The organism is Nocardioides sp., from assembly GCF_050699375.1.
Taxonomy (GTDB): Bacteria; Actinomycetota; Actinomycetes; order Propionibacteriales; family Nocardioidaceae; genus Nocardioides.
Genome location: NZ_JBOHDN010000280.1, coordinates 1 through 16,992, shown reverse-complemented (window position 1 = coordinate 16,992; position 16,992 = coordinate 1). Strand labels below are relative to the sequence as shown.

16 protein-coding genes are annotated in these 16,992 nt (G+C 68.6%); 3 read left to right on the top strand and 13 right to left on the bottom strand.

What is annotated here, in order from left to right:
* Positions 1-7 precede the first annotated feature (7 nt).
* Complete coding sequence (locus tag ACRDPS_RS20260; RefSeq protein ID WP_431503464.1) at positions 8-1,576, bottom strand: FAD-binding protein; 1,569 nt, start codon at positions 1,574-1,576, stop codon at positions 8-10.
* Between the two features lie 88 nt (positions 1,577-1,664).
* The gene (locus ACRDPS_RS20255) at positions 1,665-2,420 is read right to left on the bottom strand and encodes an SDR family NAD(P)-dependent oxidoreductase (RefSeq protein WP_431503463.1); all 756 of its coding nucleotides are present in this window, start codon (positions 2,418-2,420) and stop codon (positions 1,665-1,667) included.
* A 125-nt stretch (positions 2,421-2,545) separates the two neighbouring features.
* Here ACRDPS_RS20255 and ACRDPS_RS20250 point away from each other — a divergent pair, with 125 nt between their 5' ends.
* Entirely contained in the window at positions 2,546-4,198 is a 1,653-nt protein-coding gene (locus ACRDPS_RS20250; RefSeq protein WP_431503462.1) for a class I adenylate-forming enzyme family protein, read from the top strand.
* Positions 4,199-4,250: 52 nt separating this feature from the next.
* Here the strand turns inward: ACRDPS_RS20250 and ACRDPS_RS20245 are convergent, their stop codons facing one another.
* The 4 genes from ACRDPS_RS20245 to ACRDPS_RS20230 are packed head-to-tail and all read right to left on the bottom strand — an operon-like array spanning position 4,251 to position 8,844.
* A complete protein-coding gene (locus tag ACRDPS_RS20245) occupies positions 4,251-4,862 on the bottom strand; it encodes a PaaI family thioesterase (RefSeq protein WP_431503461.1) in 612 nt (203 codons plus the stop codon).
* Positions 4,859-5,689, bottom strand: coding sequence for a MaoC/PaaZ C-terminal domain-containing protein (locus tag ACRDPS_RS20240; protein WP_431503460.1), 831 nt, complete (start codon positions 5,687-5,689; stop codon positions 4,859-4,861). The genes ACRDPS_RS20245 and ACRDPS_RS20240 overlap by 4 nt, the downstream gene beginning before the upstream one ends.
* Entirely contained in the window at positions 5,682-7,724 is a 2,043-nt protein-coding gene (locus ACRDPS_RS20235) for an acyl-CoA dehydrogenase (protein WP_431503459.1), read from the bottom strand. Before ACRDPS_RS20235 ends, ACRDPS_RS20240 begins: the two co-directional genes overlap by 8 nt.
* A gap of 1 nt (position 7,725) precedes the next feature.
* A complete protein-coding gene (locus tag ACRDPS_RS20230; RefSeq protein WP_431503458.1) occupies positions 7,726-8,844 on the bottom strand; it encodes a steroid 3-ketoacyl-CoA thiolase in 1,119 nt (372 codons plus the stop codon).
* Positions 8,845-8,944: 100 nt separating this feature from the next.
* Between ACRDPS_RS20230 and ACRDPS_RS20225 the strand changes: the two genes are divergently transcribed.
* The gene (locus ACRDPS_RS20225) at positions 8,945-9,868 is read left to right on the top strand and encodes a 3-oxoacyl-ACP reductase (protein WP_431503457.1); all 924 of its coding nucleotides are present in this window, start codon (positions 8,945-8,947) and stop codon (positions 9,866-9,868) included.
* 67 nt (positions 9,869-9,935) lie between these two features.
* On the opposite strand, the gene ACRDPS_RS20220 is transcribed toward ACRDPS_RS20225, so the two are convergent.
* Genes ACRDPS_RS20220 through cysD form a run of 6 tightly spaced genes read right to left on the bottom strand, consistent with a single transcriptional unit; the run spans position 9,936 to position 16,177 of the window.
* On the bottom strand, positions 9,936-10,997 hold the full coding sequence (locus ACRDPS_RS20220) for a DUF1214 domain-containing protein (RefSeq protein WP_431503456.1): 1,062 nt from the start codon (positions 10,995-10,997) through the stop codon (positions 9,936-9,938).
* Positions 10,994-12,178: a sulfotransferase family protein gene (locus ACRDPS_RS20215; RefSeq protein ID WP_431503455.1), complete on the bottom strand. Its 1,185-nt coding sequence runs from the start codon at positions 12,176-12,178 to the stop codon at positions 10,994-10,996. The genes ACRDPS_RS20220 and ACRDPS_RS20215 overlap by 4 nt, the downstream gene beginning before the upstream one ends.
* Positions 12,179-12,203: 25 nt before the next feature.
* A complete protein-coding gene (locus ACRDPS_RS20210) occupies positions 12,204-12,992 on the bottom strand; it encodes an SDR family oxidoreductase (protein ID WP_431503454.1) in 789 nt (262 codons plus the stop codon).
* Complete coding sequence (locus ACRDPS_RS20205; protein ID WP_431503453.1) at positions 12,989-13,348, bottom strand: nuclear transport factor 2 family protein; 360 nt, start codon at positions 13,346-13,348, stop codon at positions 12,989-12,991. The genes ACRDPS_RS20210 and ACRDPS_RS20205 overlap by 4 nt, the downstream gene beginning before the upstream one ends.
* A 13-nt stretch (positions 13,349-13,361) precedes the next feature.
* On the bottom strand, positions 13,362-15,263 hold the full coding sequence (cysN, locus tag ACRDPS_RS20200) for a sulfate adenylyltransferase subunit CysN (RefSeq protein ID WP_431503452.1): 1,902 nt from the start codon (positions 15,261-15,263) through the stop codon (positions 13,362-13,364).
* Positions 15,263-16,177: a sulfate adenylyltransferase subunit CysD gene (cysD, locus tag ACRDPS_RS20195; RefSeq protein ID WP_431503451.1), complete on the bottom strand. Its 915-nt coding sequence runs from the start codon at positions 16,175-16,177 to the stop codon at positions 15,263-15,265. Before cysD ends, cysN begins: the two co-directional genes overlap by 1 nt.
* 47 nt (positions 16,178-16,224) lie before the next feature.
* Here cysD and ACRDPS_RS20190 point away from each other — a divergent pair, with 47 nt between their 5' ends.
* Complete coding sequence (locus ACRDPS_RS20190; RefSeq protein ID WP_431503450.1) at positions 16,225-16,851, top strand: TetR/AcrR family transcriptional regulator; 627 nt, start codon at positions 16,225-16,227, stop codon at positions 16,849-16,851.
* Here the strand turns inward: ACRDPS_RS20190 and ACRDPS_RS20185 are convergent, their stop codons facing one another.
* Positions 16,852-16,983 (bottom strand): SDR family oxidoreductase, encoded by a 132-nt coding sequence (locus tag ACRDPS_RS20185; RefSeq protein ID WP_431503474.1) that lies wholly within the window; start codon positions 16,981-16,983, stop codon positions 16,852-16,854.
* Positions 16,984-16,992: the final 9 nt, after the last annotated feature.

Genomic DNA, 16,992 nt, shown 5'->3' with positions numbered 1-16,992 from the left:
TTGCGGTTCATGGGGCCTCCTCGCCAGCCATGTCGAGTGCGGCGAGGTGGGAGAAGACCATGCACGCCCCGATCGGGTTGCCCCCGCCCGGGTAGACGGTCCCGCTGCACGCCGCCATCGAGTTGCCGGCGGCGTAGAGGCCCTTGATCACCGAGCCGTCGGCGTCGAGCACCCGGGCCCGTGCGTCAGTGCGGAGACCGCCCTTCGTGCCCAGGTCGGAGATGCCGAAGGCGGCCGCATGGAACGGTCCCTTCGCGATCTGGACGAGCGGTGAGCCTCCACCGGCGAACGAGCGGTCGTAGGGCTCATCGCCACGGTGGAAGTCGTCGTCATGACCTGCCTCGACGAACCCGTTGAACCGCGCGATGGTGGCGGCCAAGCGATCAGCGGGCACTCCGATCCTGTCGGCCAGCTCCTCGATCGTGTCCGCACTGACCCATAGACCGGCATCCTCGTAGGCTCGGGTCTCCCCCGCCGGAACGCTGGTGGCCCGAACCGGCGGACGCGCTCCGTCGCGGTCGTCATAGACCATCCAGTACGGCAGCGTCACCTCTCCGGCGGCGATCCGGTCGATCACCTCGCGCCCGATCCTGTCGTAGGCCCCGGACTCGTTGACGAACCGTTCGCCGTTGTCGTCGACGAAGATGCCGCCGGTGAACCACAACGAGAACGTCGAGGAACCGTCCGGGTGGGTCAGCCCCGGTGACCACCACGCCTCCTGCATCAGATCGGTGTCGGCACCGACGTCGATGCCGGCCAGCATCGCCAGTCCCCGGTTCGTTGCCGGGCCCATCGCATCGCGGGCACTGCCCGGAACCTCGTACCGGACCCGCATCTCCTCGTTGTGCTCGAATCCTCCCGCCGCGACCAGCACTCCCCGCCTGGCGCGGATGCGACGTCGTACGCCGTCCTGGATGACCACGGCGCCGACAACACTGTCTCCCTGGCGCACCAGCTCATCGCACTGGGTGTTCAGCCGCAGGTCGACCGCGTCGCGGCGCGACAACGCGAGCAGAAGCCGACCGACGAGCGCCTGCCCTCCGTCGATGCTGTCGGGAAGGGGCGCGCCGGCGCGTTCGACCGGGAGCGTCGGCCGCAGCCAGTCGCGCAACGAGCCCAGCTCCTCGGGTTTCAGCGACCTCATCATGATGTGTCGCCCGGTCGCACTGGCCTTGGGCGCCGAGCCGAAGTAGTCAGGCCATGGATAGACCATGAACTCGAAGTCGTCGTCGCTCTCCAGGTAGTCCACCAGCGGAGCGCCGTTCTTCAGGAAGGCATCCTGCAGCTCGACCGGGCTCCGGTCGCCGACCACCGAGCGGAAGTAGGTCCTCGCGTCCTCCAGCGTGTCCTCGCTGCCGGCGCGCCGGAGGACCGCGTTGTCGGGGAACCACATGCCGCCACCGGAGTATGCAGTCGTGCCGCCGAAGCGATCACTCGCTTCAGCGAGAATCACCAGCTGTCCCTCGCGCGCCGCGGTGTAGGCGCCGGTCAACGCGCCACCGCCGGAGCCCACCACCAGGACGTCGCACTCCTCGTCCCAGTGGATCCGCGCCTCTTGTTGTGGTTCCGTCGTCATTCGATGACCTCTTTCTCGTCTTCGGCATGCCAACCCGTGCGTCGGGCCCGTCCCGGTGTCGTAGGTCTGTTCGGCCAGTGCGTGCCCATCAGCCGAAGAACGCCTGGCCCCCGTCGAGGGGGATCGTGGCGCCGGTGAGGTAGCCGAGGTCGGGGCCGACCAGGGCGACCACGGCCCTGCCGATGTCGGCCTCCGGGTCGCCGATCCGGCGCATCGGGATGCTCGCGACGAACGCCGCCGCCTCCTCGGGGCGGGCCTTCGTCCAGCCTTCGAGCGCGGGCGTCATGGCGTGCGGGGCGATCGAGTTGGCGCGGATCCCGTCGGGCGCCCACTCGACCGCGACGGTTCGGGTGAGTGATCGCAGCGCACTCTTGGCCGCTGCATAGGCGCCGTACGTCGTGGGGTCCCACCGCACCATCGCGGAGGTGACCAGGTTGACGATCGAGCCGCCACCCTTGAGGTGCGGATGGCATGCCTTCATCAGGGCGAACGCGGCGAACGGCGCCGACTCGAAGCCCTTGCGGAAGTCGTCGTCGCTCATGTCGAGCAGTGGTCCGTACGCGCCGGAGTATGCGTTGTTGACCAGGATGTCGAGGCGGCCGAACGTCGCCACCACCTCGTCGACCAGGCCGGGCAGAGCTCCGGTGTCGGCGACGTCGCAGGCGAACGCCTCGGCCTTGACGTCCCGCGCGTGCAGGACGTCGCAGGTCGACTCCAGCTTCGACAGCGTGCGGCCGACGACGGCCACGTCGACACCCTCGGCGGCCAATGCCAGCGCGATTCCCTCGCCGACGCCCTGTCCGGCACCAGTCACCAGCGCAACCTTGCCGTGCAATGAAGTCATGCCAGGATGATCGGCGCGATCGAGCTGCCGAACCGGGTTGGGTCCCGGTCAGTGGAAGTCGTCCTCCGTGCGGCGGATCCATGAGGCGAGAGTTGTTCGAGAATCGACCCAGGAGGCTCTGCAGAATGACGACCGGCGAAAAAACGACCAGCACCGACCCCCGCGCGATGGCGCGTGCCGTGGTGGAGAAGCTCACCGGCCCCGGTGGCCAGTTCGAGCTGGCCGAGGAGGACGTCCTGGGTTCGAAGCTCCCGGTTTTCACCCACCGACGCCGGGCCCTGCACGACCTGCTGGCCGAGTCCGTCCAGCACGCCGACCGCGACTACATCGTCACCGCCGGCTCGAGTCTCACCTTTCGCGAGCACGCCGCCCAGGTCGCGTCGTTGGCCCGCGCGCTGCGCGAGGAGTACGGCGTACAGAAGGGTGACCGGGTCGCCATCGCGGCCGCCAACTCCCCGGAGTGGATCGTCACGTTCTGGGCGACCGTCTCGATCGGCGCGATCTCCGTCGGGTACAACGCCTGGTGGTCTGCGCGCGAGCTGGCCTACGGGCTCGAGCACGCCACCCCGACGCTGGTCGTGGCCGACGCCAAGCGCGCGGCCCAGCTCGAGGACACCGTCGTACCGGTCCTCACCATCGAGGGGGACATCCCCCGGCTCGCGGGCTTGCACCCCGACGAGCCGCTGCCCACCAGCGATGTCGCCGAGGACGACCCTGCGGTCATCCTCTACACCTCGGGCACCTCCGGGCGACCCAAGGGGGCAACGCACTCGCACCGGAACCTGTTGTCGGTGGCCGAGTACCACCGGATGAACGACGCGCTCGGCGCCGCCTTCGGCGACCCGACCGACCCGCGCGACCGCACCTACCTCCTCGTGCTCCCCCTCTTCCACATCGCGAGCCTGCACAACCTCGCCGTCCCTCGCCTGGCCAACGGCAGCAAGATCGCTCTGCACACCGGCGCGTTCGACGTCGACCGGGTGCTGCGCCTGATCCAGGGCGAGCGGGTCACGAACTGGGGCGCCGTGCCGACGATGGCCAACCGGCTCCTCGCCCACGGCGACCTGTCGGCGTACGACCTCTCGTCACTGACGTCGTTCTCGCTCGCCTCGGCTCCGTCCTCCCCCGCCTTCCAGGAGCGGCTCCGCAAGAGTCTGCCGTTCGCGGCGACCGCCCTGGTCGACAGCTACGGCCTCACCGAGTCCTGCACGGCGATCTCGGCGGCGACCACGGCGGACCTGCAGCAGGACCCGGGCACGCTGGGCTATCCGATCGTGGGAGTCGAGCTGGAGATCCGCGACCCGATGGACCAGCCGGTGCCCGACGGCGTCGAGGGCGAGATCTGCGTACGCAGCGCCTACACGATGCTGGGCTACTGGAACGACCCCGAGGCAACCGCCGGCGCGATCGGCGCGGACCGCTGGCTGCACACGGGCGACCTCGGCCTGGTTCGCGAGGGTCGCGTCCGGCTGAGCAGCCGGCGTTCCGACCTGATCATCCGTGGCGGCGAGAACGTCTATCCCGCCGAGGTCGAGGGTGTGCTGATCGAGCACCCGCAGGTGAGCGAGTGCGTCGTGCTCGGCGTACCCCACGAAGATCTCGGCCAGGAGGTGGCCGCGGTGATCGTCACCGATGCGCCCCTGGACGCCGAGGAGATGTGCGCCTTCGCGAGCGAGCGGCTCGGCCACTTCAAGGTGCCGACGCACTGGCGCTTCACCGACCGTTCGCTCCCCCGCAACGCCACCGGCAAGGTGATCCGACGCGAGGTCGCTGTCTAACTGAAGGGGTCCCGCCCCTGAGGAACTCGGAGGCGGGACCGCTTTCGTAGGCCTAGCTCGGCCGGGGCAGGTGCTTGTTGATGAAGAGCCCGTCGGCGGAGACACAGACCTCTCCGCCGGCGGAGATCGTGCCGACGGTGCGAATCTTCCGGCCGTCGACCAACTCCTGGCGGCCGGTCACGACCAGCTCCTCGAAGAGCGGCGTGGGCCGGTGGTAGCGCAGGGTGAGAGTGCCGGTCATGCCGGAGTCGCCGGCCCAGTGGTTCGCGACGCCGAGCGTGTGGTCGAGGATCAGGGCCGAGATGCCGCCGTGCACGCATCCGGGTGGTCCCTGGTAGGCCATGCCCAGGGTGACGCGGGCCTCGATCGAGCCGTCGTCCTTTCCGACCAGGTGCAGTGGCGGGGCGATGGCGTTCTCCGGCCCGGTCACCGGGTCGTGGCGGGAGACGCCCTCACCGGCCCACATGTCGACCATCCGCTCCTGCACGCTCGGGGCGTGGTCCTCGAGGTGGTCGGCGACGGCGTTGAGCCGGTCGGCGACCTCGCTCATCTCGGCCGCGCTGTTGTCACCGGCGTGGAGCAGCGTCTCGATGACGCGGCGAGCAGCAGCGACTGCAGCGTCCACGCCCTTGTTGTTCGGGGTGGCGGTGAGCTCGAGCGTCATGGGGTGACCTCCGCGTAGGCGTGGCTGAGCACGGGCGCGCCGTCGCGCTCGGGGCAGGTGGCGGCCAGGGAGAGCAGGTTCCCGTCACGCCAGACCGACGTACGGATCGTCTCACCCGGGAACAGCGTCCCGGCGAAACGGACGGACAGTGAGGTCAGGCGAGTCGCGTCGCCGTCGAGGAGGCCGTCGACGAGGGCCTTCGCCACGACGCCGTATGAGGCCAGACCGTGCAGGATCGGGCGGTCGAAGCCGACCTTCTTCGCGAACGCGGGATCCGCGTGCAGGGGGTTGAGGTCACCGTTGAGCCGGTAGAGCAGTGCCTGACCCGGCCTCGTCAGGGAGTCGAGCGTGTGGTCGGGGGCGCGGTCCGGGATTGTCGAGGCTTGCTCAGGCCCGGGTTCTCCGCCGAATCCCCCGGCGCCTCGAGCCCAGATCTGCATGCGTGACGTCCAGAGAGACGTCGTGCTCTCGAGGACGACCACCGCTGCTTTGCCCTTGTCCCAGACCTCGGCGATGCGCGTCTCGACGGTCGCGCTCCCGCTGGCGGGCAGCTTTCCGTGCACCGTGAGCGACTGGCCCGCGTGCAGGATCGTGGCAAGGTCGATGCCGAGGGCCGACAGGTCCAGCGCCGGCTCGGCGTCATCGCTGGCAGAGAGACCCTGGCCGGCCACCATCGCGAACGTCGGCAGGACCTGGAGCCCGCGCTCGTAGACGTAGCTGAGGTCGTCGGCGCCGAGCGACAGCTGGTAGAGGAGGACGTCGCGCGTGCTCCAGCTGATCTCGCGCCGCGTCGGCTCGAGCGCCAGCAGCTTGTCCGGATCAATCACGGGGCAGCCCCAGGATCCGCTCGCCGATGATGTTGAGCTGTACGTCGGTCGTGCCGCCCGCGATGGAGAGGCATCGGCTGTTGAGGAACCACCAGGTCGCGTTGCGTTCCTCCGGCTCCGTGACGAGGGCCTCCGGGCCCTGCCACTCCATGCACGTCTCCCAGACCTGCTGGATGTTCTCCACGCCGACCAGCTTGGCGATGCTGGACTCGGCACCGGGCTGCTGCCCGGCCAGCGAACGGATCGTCTGGCGGAGTCCGAGCAGGCCACCGGACTGGGCGTCGCAGAGGATCTGCCCCAGCCGGGCGAGCTGCTCGCCGTCGGTCGGGTCGACCAGGTTGAGCAACTTCTCACCGGAGCCGATCGCGGAGTCGTGCGAGAGCGCGACGCGCTCGTTGGCGAGCGTCGTACGCGCCAGCTTCCAGCCGTCGCCGGGCTCGCCGACCAGCATCTCGTCGGGGACGAACACGTCGTCGAGGAAGACCTCGTTGAAGTGCGCGTCGCCGTTCAACGTGCGCAGCGGGCGGATGTCGATCCCGGGCGAGCCCATGTCGAGCACGAAGTAGGAGATGCCCTTGTGCTTGGGTACCTCGGCGTCGGTCCGGGCGAGGAGTACGCCGTAGTGCGCGTCCTTGGCCATCGAGGTCCAGACCTTCTGACCGCTGACGCGCCAACCGCCGTCGACCTTCTCGGCCCGGGTGCTGAGCCCGGCCAGGTCGGACCCGGCGCCGGGCTCGCTGAACAGCTGGCACCACACGATCTCGCCGCTGAGGCTGGCAGGCAGAAGCTGCTCCTGCTGGGCCGTGCTGCCGTGCTCGATCAGCGTGGGCACCACCCAGTTGCCGATCACCATGTCAACGGGTTCGAGGTCCGCCGCGTGCAGCTCCTCGGCGATCACGAGCTGGGTCACCGCGTCGGCGTCCTTGCCCCAGGGTGACGGCAGGTGGGGCGCAGTGAAATTTCGGGTTCCGCTCGCGGCCAGCTCGGCGCGGATGCCGGCGCGGATCTGCTCGGCCTCGGGCGGCAGATCGACGGCGAGCGTGCGGCGTACGCCGTCCAGGCTGAGGCGGGCGACCCGCTGCTGCCAGTGGCTGGTCGAGCCGAGCAGGACCCGCAGGGTCTGCGTGCGACGGAGGTAGAGGCTCGCGTCGTGCTCCCAGGTGAAGCCGATGCCGCCGAGGGTGTTGATGCAGTCCTTGGCTGTGCTGAAGCCGGCCTCGATCGAGACGGCCGCTGCGACCGCGGCGGCCAGCGTTGCCTCGGGTCCCTGGGCGCGCGCGGCGTCCCAGGCGCAGGCGCGGGCCTGCTCGGTCCTGGCCAGCATCCGGGCGCAGCGGTGCTTGACGCCCTGGAACTGCCCGATCGGACGGCCGAACTGCTGACGCACCCTGCCGTAGTCGGCGGCGGTCCGGGTGCTCCACTCGGCCAGGCCGGCAGCCTCGGCGGCGAACAGGACGGCGGCGAGGTCGTAGGGTCGCTGGGCGTCGATGCTCAGCGGCGTGACCGGGCCGTTGATCTCGACAGAGGCGAGGCGGCGAGTCAGGTCGTGACTGTCGTGCGGCGTGACCGCGACGGCGTCGCGGCCGGCCAGCACCCAGGCGCCGTCGACGGGCAGCACGAACAGGTCGGCGAGCTGTCCGCCGAGCACCAGATGTCCCGGGCCCGGGGCGGCGCCGAAGCCGACGGCGGCGACAAGGCTTCCGTCGGCAAGGGAGCGCAGGTGCTCGTGGTGGCCGGCGGCGTCGAGGATCGCGCTCGCGAGGACCGTCGGCAGGAACGGGCCCGGCGCCATCGCGCGGCCCAGCTCCTCGACGACGACGGCGAGCTCGAGCAGACCGGCGTCGGAGCCGCCGTACTCCTCGGGCAGGTGCAGGCCGAGCAGCCCCTGACCGGCGAGCGCCGACCAGAACTCAGGCAGGGCTTCGGCCTTGGCTTCGACGGCGTCGCGTACGACGGTCGCGGTGACGTGGCGGGTGGTGAACGACCGGACTGCGTCACGCAGGTCGAGGTGTTCCTGGTCGAGACCGAGGGTCATCTCAGATCCGTTCGATGATCGTGGCGGTCGCGTGCGCGCCACCCGCGCACATGGTGACCAGGGCCGTGGAGGAGTCGGTGCGCTCGAGCTCGTTCACGGCCTGGGTGATCAGGCGCGCGCCGGTCGAGCCGACCGCGTGACCGAGGGCGATGGCGCCGCCGTTGACGTTGACCTTGTCCAGGTCCGCGTCGTGCACCTGCGCCCAGCTGAGCACGACCGAGGCGAACGCCTCGTTGATCTCGACCAGGTCGATGTCGCCGAGCTTCATCCCCGACTGCTCGAGCACGTGCGTGGTCGCGTCGACCGGCCCGTCGAGGTGGAAGTAGGGGTCCGAGCCGACCAGGCCGCTGGCCACGATCCGGGCGCGGGGCTTCAGGCCTTCGGCCGCGGCCCGCTCCCGGCTCATCAGGAGTACGGCGGCCGCGCCGTCGCTGATCTGCGAGGAGTTGCCGGCGGTGTGGATGCCGTCGGGGACGACCGGGTTGAGCCCGGCGAGGGCCTCGGCCGTGGTGTCGCGCAGGCCCTGGTCCCGGGTCACGTCGCCCACGGGGATGATCTGGGAGTCGAAGCGCCCCTCGGCCCAGGCGCGGGCGGCGTTCTGCTGCGAGCGCAGGCCCAGGGCATCGGCCTTCTCGCGGGTGATGCCCCGCTTGGCCGCGATCCGCTCGGCAGCGGTGAACTGGTCCGGCAGGTCGACCGACCACGAGTCCGGGATCGGCATGCCGCCGCCGGCCAGCGCGGCGCCGAGCGGCACCCGGCTCATCGCCTCGACACCGCAGGCGATGCCGGTGTCGATGGAGCCGCCGGCGATCAGCCCGGCGACGATGTGCACGGCCTGCTGGGAGGACCCGCAGGCGCAGTCGATCGACGTGCACGCTGTCGTATACGGCAGGCCCGCGTGCAGCCACGCGTTGCGGGTGACGTTGTTGGACTGCTCCCCTGCCTGGGTGACGCATCCGCCGACGACCTGGCGGACGATCGCGGGATCGAGCCCGGACCGTTCGAGCAGGCCCTGCTGGGCGGCGCCGAGCAGCTCGGCGGGGTGCAGGTGGGACAGCACGCCGTTGCGGCGACCGACAGGGGTGCGCGCGGCGTCGACGATGACAGCTTCAGGGTTCACGCTGGCAGGCTGACATTCGCGACGCCGCGTCGGCCCGCGGAGTCCCACTCAGCGGGGAAACCCCCGCACGTACGGCACCCTCGCTTCTAACTTCACCTCCATGAGCACAACAACCCTTTCCGGCAAGACCGCCATCGTCACCGGGGCCGGCGCCGGTCTCGGCCGCGCCGAGGCTCTCGCCCTCGCGCAGGCCGGCGCCAACGTGGTCGTCAACGACATCGGCGCGGCCGCGGACACCGTGGCCGCCGAGATCCAAGCCCTCGGCCCGGGCGCGGTCGCGGTCAAGGGCGACGTGGGCGACTGGTCGCTGTCCGACCAGATGGTCACCGCCGCCGTGGACACCTTCGGCTCCCTCGACATCGTCGTCAACAACGCCGGCGTCCTGCGCGACACGATGATCTTCAACCTCACCGAGAAGGACTGGGACGACGTCATCCGTGTCCACCTCAAGGGACATGCCTCCCTTTCCAGCGCGGCCGCTGTGCACTGGCGCGCGGCCAGCAAGGCCGCCGGAGGCCCTGTCTACGGCCGCCTCATCAACACCTCCTCCGAGGCCTTCCTCTTCGGCTCGGCCGGGCAGCCCAATTACTCCGCGGCCAAGGCCGGCATCACCGCGCTGACGCTGTCGGCCAGCCAGGGCCTGAGCAGGTACGGCGTCACCGCCAACGTCATCTGCCCGCGAGCGCGAACCAACATGACCGCTCACGTCTTCGCCGAGGACTCCCGCGAGGGGCAGCTCGACATCCTCGCTCCCGAGCGGGTCGGCACATTCGTGTCCTACCTCGCCTCGCCCGCGTCGGCAGAGATCAACGGCCAGGTCTTTGTCGTGTACGGCGACATGGTCGGGCTGATGGACTCGCCGAAGGTCGAGCAGAAGTTCTCCGCCGCGAACGGCACCTTCTCCGTCGAGGAGCTCGACGCCCAGCTGTTGCCGTACTTCACCGGGCGATCGCAGCTGCAGACCTATGCGGCGTACAGCGTCGCCGAGCTCGACACCACCGGCATCGAGAACGTCGCCGTCTAGTGTCCCGCACTAGCAAAGGCGAGATGCCCAGCCAGGTTGTCCGACCTGGCTGGGCATCATCGTCTGCTCAGAGCTTGACGACCTTCGACGTCGGGATCGGGTGCGAGTCCGCCTTGATCCAGCGCATCGCCCAGGTCCCCTCCGTGTGCGAATCGGTGTCGATCCAGTTGCCGTAGCCCGGATCCTTCGCCGCCACCACGATCGTCAGGGTGCCGTCGTCGTTCAGCTTCGCGGTGTGGTTGTTGATGTAGATGTTCGTCCGCTTGAAGTCGAGCGACTCCACCCAGAAGTTCTGCAGCACGAAGTTGAAGTACTCGCAGCTCGGGACCTCGGTCTCGATCACCCAGGCCTCGTCTTCGGCGAGCTTCCAATAGCCGTGCAGGTAGAAGATCGTCGGATCGCCGCCGGCCTTCTGGAAGTAGTCCTGTCCCCAGTCGAAGATCTCGTTGGCGTGGGGCTGGAACTTGCGGGACCACTCGAGGAATGTCTCCGACATTCCCTTGACGACCTCGACCGCCTTGGTGAGACGTTCGCCTATCTCCGCCGGGTCAAGCGGCTCGAACTCCCCGTCCGGATCGAGGCACTCGATGCTCAGCTCACCGACGACCTCGTTGCGCCGGTCCTGGTGAGTCTGCCGGACCGAGATGAGGTTGCTCTCCGGTGCCAACGGCAGCCAGGCCCCTTCCGCGGGCTTGTCCACGCTCGCGATGAACTCGAAGCGGCCGTTCTCGTCGACCTCGAGGTCATGGATGTGCAGGTCACCGGTCTGCAGCATGGTGCCGTCGATGTGGTAGCGGTTGACGCGTGAACCGAAGGTGATCAGCGGGACCGTGCCCCGGGTACCGACGATCCGATAGCTGTACGTGCCGGAGATGTTGGCACGCATGTAGACGTTGTCGGGGTTGTCGGCCCCGATCTTCGTCGACATGTTGGGGTTCGGCGCCGACGTGAAGCTCGGCCACCGTGGGTCGGTGTACTCGACGCAGTTGACCGTGCCGTACCGAAGCAGCCGGCTCAGGTAGCGGACGCCCTCGGCCTGGGTCAGCGGATCCTGAGGGACGACCTCGTCCTCCAGGATCTTCCCCGTCTCGAGCAGCTCTGCGCAGAATTTCTCCCAGGTCGCGTTCATGTGAGTGTCCCTGTTCTGGTCGATGTTTCGAAGGTTCGGACAGTGGTGGCGAACTTCGCCTCGACATCGGCGGCCGTCACGCCGAAGTCCTCGAGCGAATAGCGGTGCGACGGACGGCGGTGGTCGGCGAGGCTCGCCCGGCGCGACGACTCCACGGCGGCGCGGGCCGCGTCCGTGAAGGGGATGGCGAACTTTGAATAGATCCTCTCGACGGTGCCGACCGCGTCGGAGACGAAGTCCTGGTAGTCGACGTCGATGAACTGATCCGGGTCGTAACGGACACGTGCGCTGTTGAAGTTGGCGTTACCGCGCGCCCACAGATCGAGCTGGGTGCGGCCGATGGCCGGGCGGTCGAAGGCCCTCGACATGTCGTGTCCGCCCTGCTCCGAAAGACTGAAGGTGGACGCCATCGACGTCAGCGGATCCCGGAAGGTACGGACGAACAACGCATCCGGGTAGACCTTCATGATCTCGTCGATCGCGAAGACGTGGCTGGGACTCTTGAGCACCCACCGCCGGTCGGAGTCGTGCAGCCCGATCAGCTGCAGGTTCCTCTTGTGCCGCGCGTAAGTCTCGGTCCAGTCCTGCCCCGCCAGCCACCGGGAGTAGCTCGGAACGTACGAGACGGTCTCGAACGAGGTCGAGAGCATCGTCTGCTGCAGCAGGCGCCAACACTCCTCGACCTCCTCCGACCCCATGAAGTGCACCTTCATCAGGTCGGGCTCCTTCGCCTGGCGGGCCCGGTAGAAGGCGTCGGAGCGTACGTAGTCCTCGTTCTTCGACCACTTGTCGCGATCGGGACGTGGCTGCGGCCTCTCGGCGAGCCACATCTCGACGCCCTGGTGCGCCGGGTCGGCGCCCAGCAGCCGATGCAGTGCGGTGCTTCCGGTGCGCGTCAACCCGACCACGAAGATCGGACGCTCGATCGGGACCTCGACATGCTCGGGGTGCTTCGCGAAGCCGGCTTCGCTGGCCAGGCGCCCCACCAGTGCTCCGATGATCAGGTTGCGAGCGATCGCCTTCCCGTGGGGAGTCAGATCGGCCTCCCGCTCGAACGAGTCGAGCAGGACGGTCAGGCCCTCGAGGTGATCGTCGCCGCCGAAGTCGTCGAGACCGGTCTTCGCGCGGGCCGCTTCGTGGAGGTCGTCGATCGTGCCGACGCCGTCGTGGTGCGCTGTCATGGCTGCTTCCTTCCTGAGTTCGGTGTCAGTTGTGGGTGTGGCCGCAGTTCACGTCCAGGCACTGCCCGGTGATGGCACGCGCGAGGTCGGAGGCGAGGAAGACCACCGCGTTGGCGATGTCGTCGGGCTCGGGCAGGCGACGCAGGTCGGCGCCGGCCGCAATCTCCGCGTAGACGTCGCCTGGGTCCACGCCTCGCTCCGCCGCCTGGCGTTCGAACCACCTCTTGACCGAGTCGGCCCAGATGTAGCCGGGTGCCACCGAGTTCACTCGGACACCTTGCGGCCCGAGCTCCACGGACAGGCTCCGGGCGAGGGCGAGCAGGCCCGACTTCATGATCCGGTAGGCACCGAAGCCCGGCAGCTGGTTGCGGAGCACCATCGAGTTGATCATCACGACCGAGCCCTGCGACTCGACGAGTGCGGGCACCAGCTTCCTGGTGAGGTTCAGCGCGGCCAGGAGGTTGATCTCGAGCCCCTGCCGGATGTCGTCGAGGTCGGCGTCGAGGACACGCACCTGAGCGGGCTGGACGAATCCGTTGTGGACAACCGCGTCGAGCCGGCCGAAGGCAGCCTGCGCCTGCGCCGCCAGGTTCGTCACGGAGGCGTCGTCGGTGAGATCGGTGGGTACGGCGACTGCCTCTCCGCCGAGGCCACGGATCTCGTCGACCACGGCATCGAGCCTGGACTCGGTGCGCGCCGCGACCACCACGCGTGCGCCGGCGAGAGCGCTCCGGACCGCGACGGAGCGACCAAGCGCCGGGCCGACGCCCGACACGAGGACGACGCGGCCCTCCAGCGGCGCTTCCATCCTCATACCCGTGCCTCGGGGTCGAGCACGACGCTGAGCGAGACGATCCTGCACTCGTCGTCGAACTCGAACAGGTCGGTGGTCGCGAAGTCGGGCATGCCGGCGGGCCGCACCCGGAGCTGCACCCCTGCGAAGCGTCCGGTGACGGTGATCGGCGAGAGCAGGCTCACCGAGTAGTCGACGGTGGCGTTCCGGGTGGCGAACTTCCTGATCTCGTCGGTGCCCTGGTAGGTGCTGACCCCGACGGGCTCGTGCAGCACGGCATCGTCGGCGAACATCGCGACCAGGCGGTCGACATCGTGGTTCGTGTGATGGTCGACGTAGGACTGCAGAGCGCTGCGGATCTCTTCTCGTGTGGGCATGGCTGGTCCTTTGCTAGGCGATGACGCCGCGTGAGCGGAGGAGGTCGACGATCTGGCCTGCGGCCTGTTCCGGCGAGATGGACGTGGTGTCGATCCGCAGCTCGGGCGAACGCGGCGGCTCGTACGCCGAGTCGATTCCGGTGAAGTTGGCGAGCTCGCCGCGCCGCGCCTTCTTGTAGAGCCCCTTGGGATCCCGCCCCTCGGCGATGTCGACGGGGGTGTCCACGAACACCTCACAGAACTGCTCGGGCCCGACGAGCTCTCGCGCCGCGTCCCGCTCGGCGCGGAAGGGCGAGATGAATGACGCGATCACGATCAGGCCGGCATCGGCCATCAACCGGGCGACCTCGGTGACCCGCCGGATGTTCTCCACGCGGTCGGCATCGGTGAACCCGAGGTCCCGGTTCAGGCCGTGGCGTACGTTGTCTCCGTCCAGGAGATAGGTGTGCGCGCCGAGCGCGTGCAGCCGACCCTCGAGCTCGTTCGCGATCGTCGACTTCCCCGAGCCGGAGAGCCCGGTCAGCCACAGCACCTGCGGTCGATGGCCCATCAGCTTCTCGCGAGCGCGCTCGTCGACGTCGACCACCTGCCAGTGGATGTTGTCCGAGCGGCGCAACGAGTGCGAGATCATGCCGGCCCCCACCGTGCCGTTGGTCAGCCGGTCGATCAGGATGAAGCCTCCGGTGTCCCGGTTGGCCGCGTACGCGTCGTACGGGACGGGGCGGTCGAAGCTGATGTTGCAGACACCGATCTCGTTGAGAGCGAGGGTGTTCGTCGCCGTCTTCTCCAGGGTGTTGACGTTGACCTTGTGCTTGGGTTTGGTGATCCGAGCCTGCACCGTCATGGTCCCGATCTGGCAGAGGTACGGCCGCTCGGGCAGCATCTCGTCCTCGCCCATCCACACCACTTGTGCCTCGAACTGGTCGGCTACACCGGGCAGGGCGTCGGCGACGGCGAGCACGTCGCCGCGGCTGACGTCGATCTCGTCGGCGAGCGTGATCGTGACGGACTGGCCGGCGACCGCCTCCGCCATGTCACCGCCCATGGTGACGATCCGGGAGACCGCTGACTCCTTGCCGCTGGGCAGGACTCGAACTCGGTCGCCGGGCCGGACCACGCCGCTCACGATCTGCCCGGAGAACCCGCGGAAGTCCAGGTCCGGCCGGTTCACCCACTGCACGGGCATCCGGAACGGGCTGGCGAGGAGGTCATCGTCGATCTCGACGGTCTCGAGGTGCGCCATCAGCGTCGGGCCGTCGTACCACGGGGTGTTGGGGCTGTGCTCGGTGAGGTTGTCACCGACGTACGCCGACATCGGGATGGCTACGACGTCGTCGAGCCCGATGCCCTGGGCGAAACCCGCGTAGTCGCCGACGATCTGCTCAAAGACTTCTTCCGAGTAGTCGACCAGGTCGAGCTTGTTGACCGCGAGCACCACGTGACGAATGCCCAGCAGTGACACCAGATAGGAGTGCCGACGGGTCTGGGTGAGCACGCCCTTGCGAGCGTCGACCAGGATCACCGCGAGGTCTGCGGTGGAGGCGCCGGTGACCATGTTGCGGGTGTACTGCTCGTGGCCGGGGGTGTCGGCGACGACGAACTTGCGCTGTTCGGTCGAGAAGTAGCGGTAGGCGACGTCGATCGTGATGCCCTGCTCGCGCTCGGCGGCCAGGCCGTCGACCAGCAGCGCGAAGTCGAGGCCCTCGCCCTGTGTGCCCACCTTGCGGGAGTCCGCCTCGAGGGCGGTGAGCTGGTCTTCGAGGACCAGTTTCGACTCGTAGAGCAGCCGGCCGATGAGGGTGGACTTGCCGTCGTCGACGCTGCCGCAGGTGATGAACCGGAGCATGGTCTTGCTCGCGTGCCGCTCGAGGTACTGCTCGATGTCATCAGCGATCAGATCGGTCGAGTGGGTCATCAGAAGTAACCTTCCTGCTTCTTCTTCTCCATCGAAGCGCTGCTGTCGTGGTCGATCACGCGCCCCTGTCGCTCGGAGGTGGTGGTCAGCAACATTTCCTGGATGATGTCGGTCAGGGTCTCGGCGACGCTCTCCACGGCGCCGGTCAGGGGGTAGCAGCCGAGCGTCCGGAACCGGACGCTCTTGAGCTCCGGTTCTTCACCCGGCCGCAGCGGCATGCGTTCGTCATCAACCATGATCAGCGCCCCGTCACGCTCGACGACCGGCCTCTTCGCAGCGAAGTAGAGCGGCACGATCGGGATCTGCTCCTGCCGGATGTACTCCCAGACATCGAGCTCGGTCCAGTTGGAGAGCGGGAAGACACGCAGGCTCTCGCCGGGCGACCTGCGCACGTTGTACATCCGCCACAGCTCCGGGCGCTGCCGCTTGGGGTCCCACCGGTGCTCGCCCGAGCGGACCGAGAAGATGCGCTCCTTCGCCCGCGACTTCTCCTCGTCCCGGCGCGCGCCACCGAACGCGGCGTCGAACCCGTGGAGGTCGAGGGCCTGCTTGAGCCCCTCCGTCTTCCACATGTCGGTGTGGGTGGCCGACCCGTGCGTGAACGGGTTGATCGACTTCTCCACACACTCGGGGTTCTGGTGGACCAACAGATCGAGATCCCCGGCAGCGGCGGTCTGGTCGCGCAGCTCGTACATCTCGCGGAACTTCCACGTCGTGTCGACGTGCAGCAGCGGGAACGGCAGCTTGGACGGGAAGAACGCCTTCCTTGCCAGGTGCAGCATCACCGCACTGTCCTTGCCGACCGAGTAGAGCATCACGGGGTTCTCGCTCTCGGCGACTGCCTCCCGCATGATGTGGATGCTCTCGGCCTCGAGTCGCTCCAGGTGTGTCAGGACGGCATGCGTGGTGCTCATGGAATGAACATTGTTCATTCTGGGCCGATCGTGGGTACGGTGTCTCGGTGAACGGGACCATCGGCAAGTCGGCGTACGGCGACGCGGAGGCCCGGCGCCGTGGCACCCTCGACGCTGCGGCAGCGCTGCTGGACGAGGGCGGCTACGCAGCGCTCACGATCCGGGCGGTGGCCCAGCGTGCCGGTACGAGTGTCGGGCTGATCTACCAGTACTTCGCGGACAAGCAGGAGCTCTTCATCGCCCTGCTCAACGAGAGCCAGATCGAGTCCGCGGCCTTCATCGAGGCGCTACCGCGGGAGCAGGGGGTCGCCGAGCTGATCGCCCAGGTCATTCCCAACGCTGCCAGGCAGTGGGGGCGGGTCGGGCGCCTGACCGCGACCTGGCGCATCGTCGAAGGGGGCGCCGGGCTCGACCGAGAATCGGTCCGCGAGGTGCGCGAGACGGCGCGCACCTACAACGAAGCGCTCCACGCCGCCGTCATCGAAGCGGCGGCCGCCGAGGGTCGCCGCCTCCGCGAGGACCCCGCACTGTTGCCGTTCGTGCTGTCCGGGTTGCTGGGCATCTCCGACACCCTCGTCAACCATTGGGCCCCGGAGGTCACCACAGACGAGCTCGTCGCTTTCGCTGCCGCCGCGATCACCGAAGGGATCACGGCAGCTGATCGGTGCAGCTGATCAGCGCACGGTTGCTTCGGCACCGCCGTCGACGTAGACGACCTGGCCGGTGATGTGGCTGTTCTCCGGCGACACCAGGAAGGCCAGCACCTGGGCGACGTCGACGGCCTCGAGGTAGCCGTTGAGCGGCATCGGCACGGC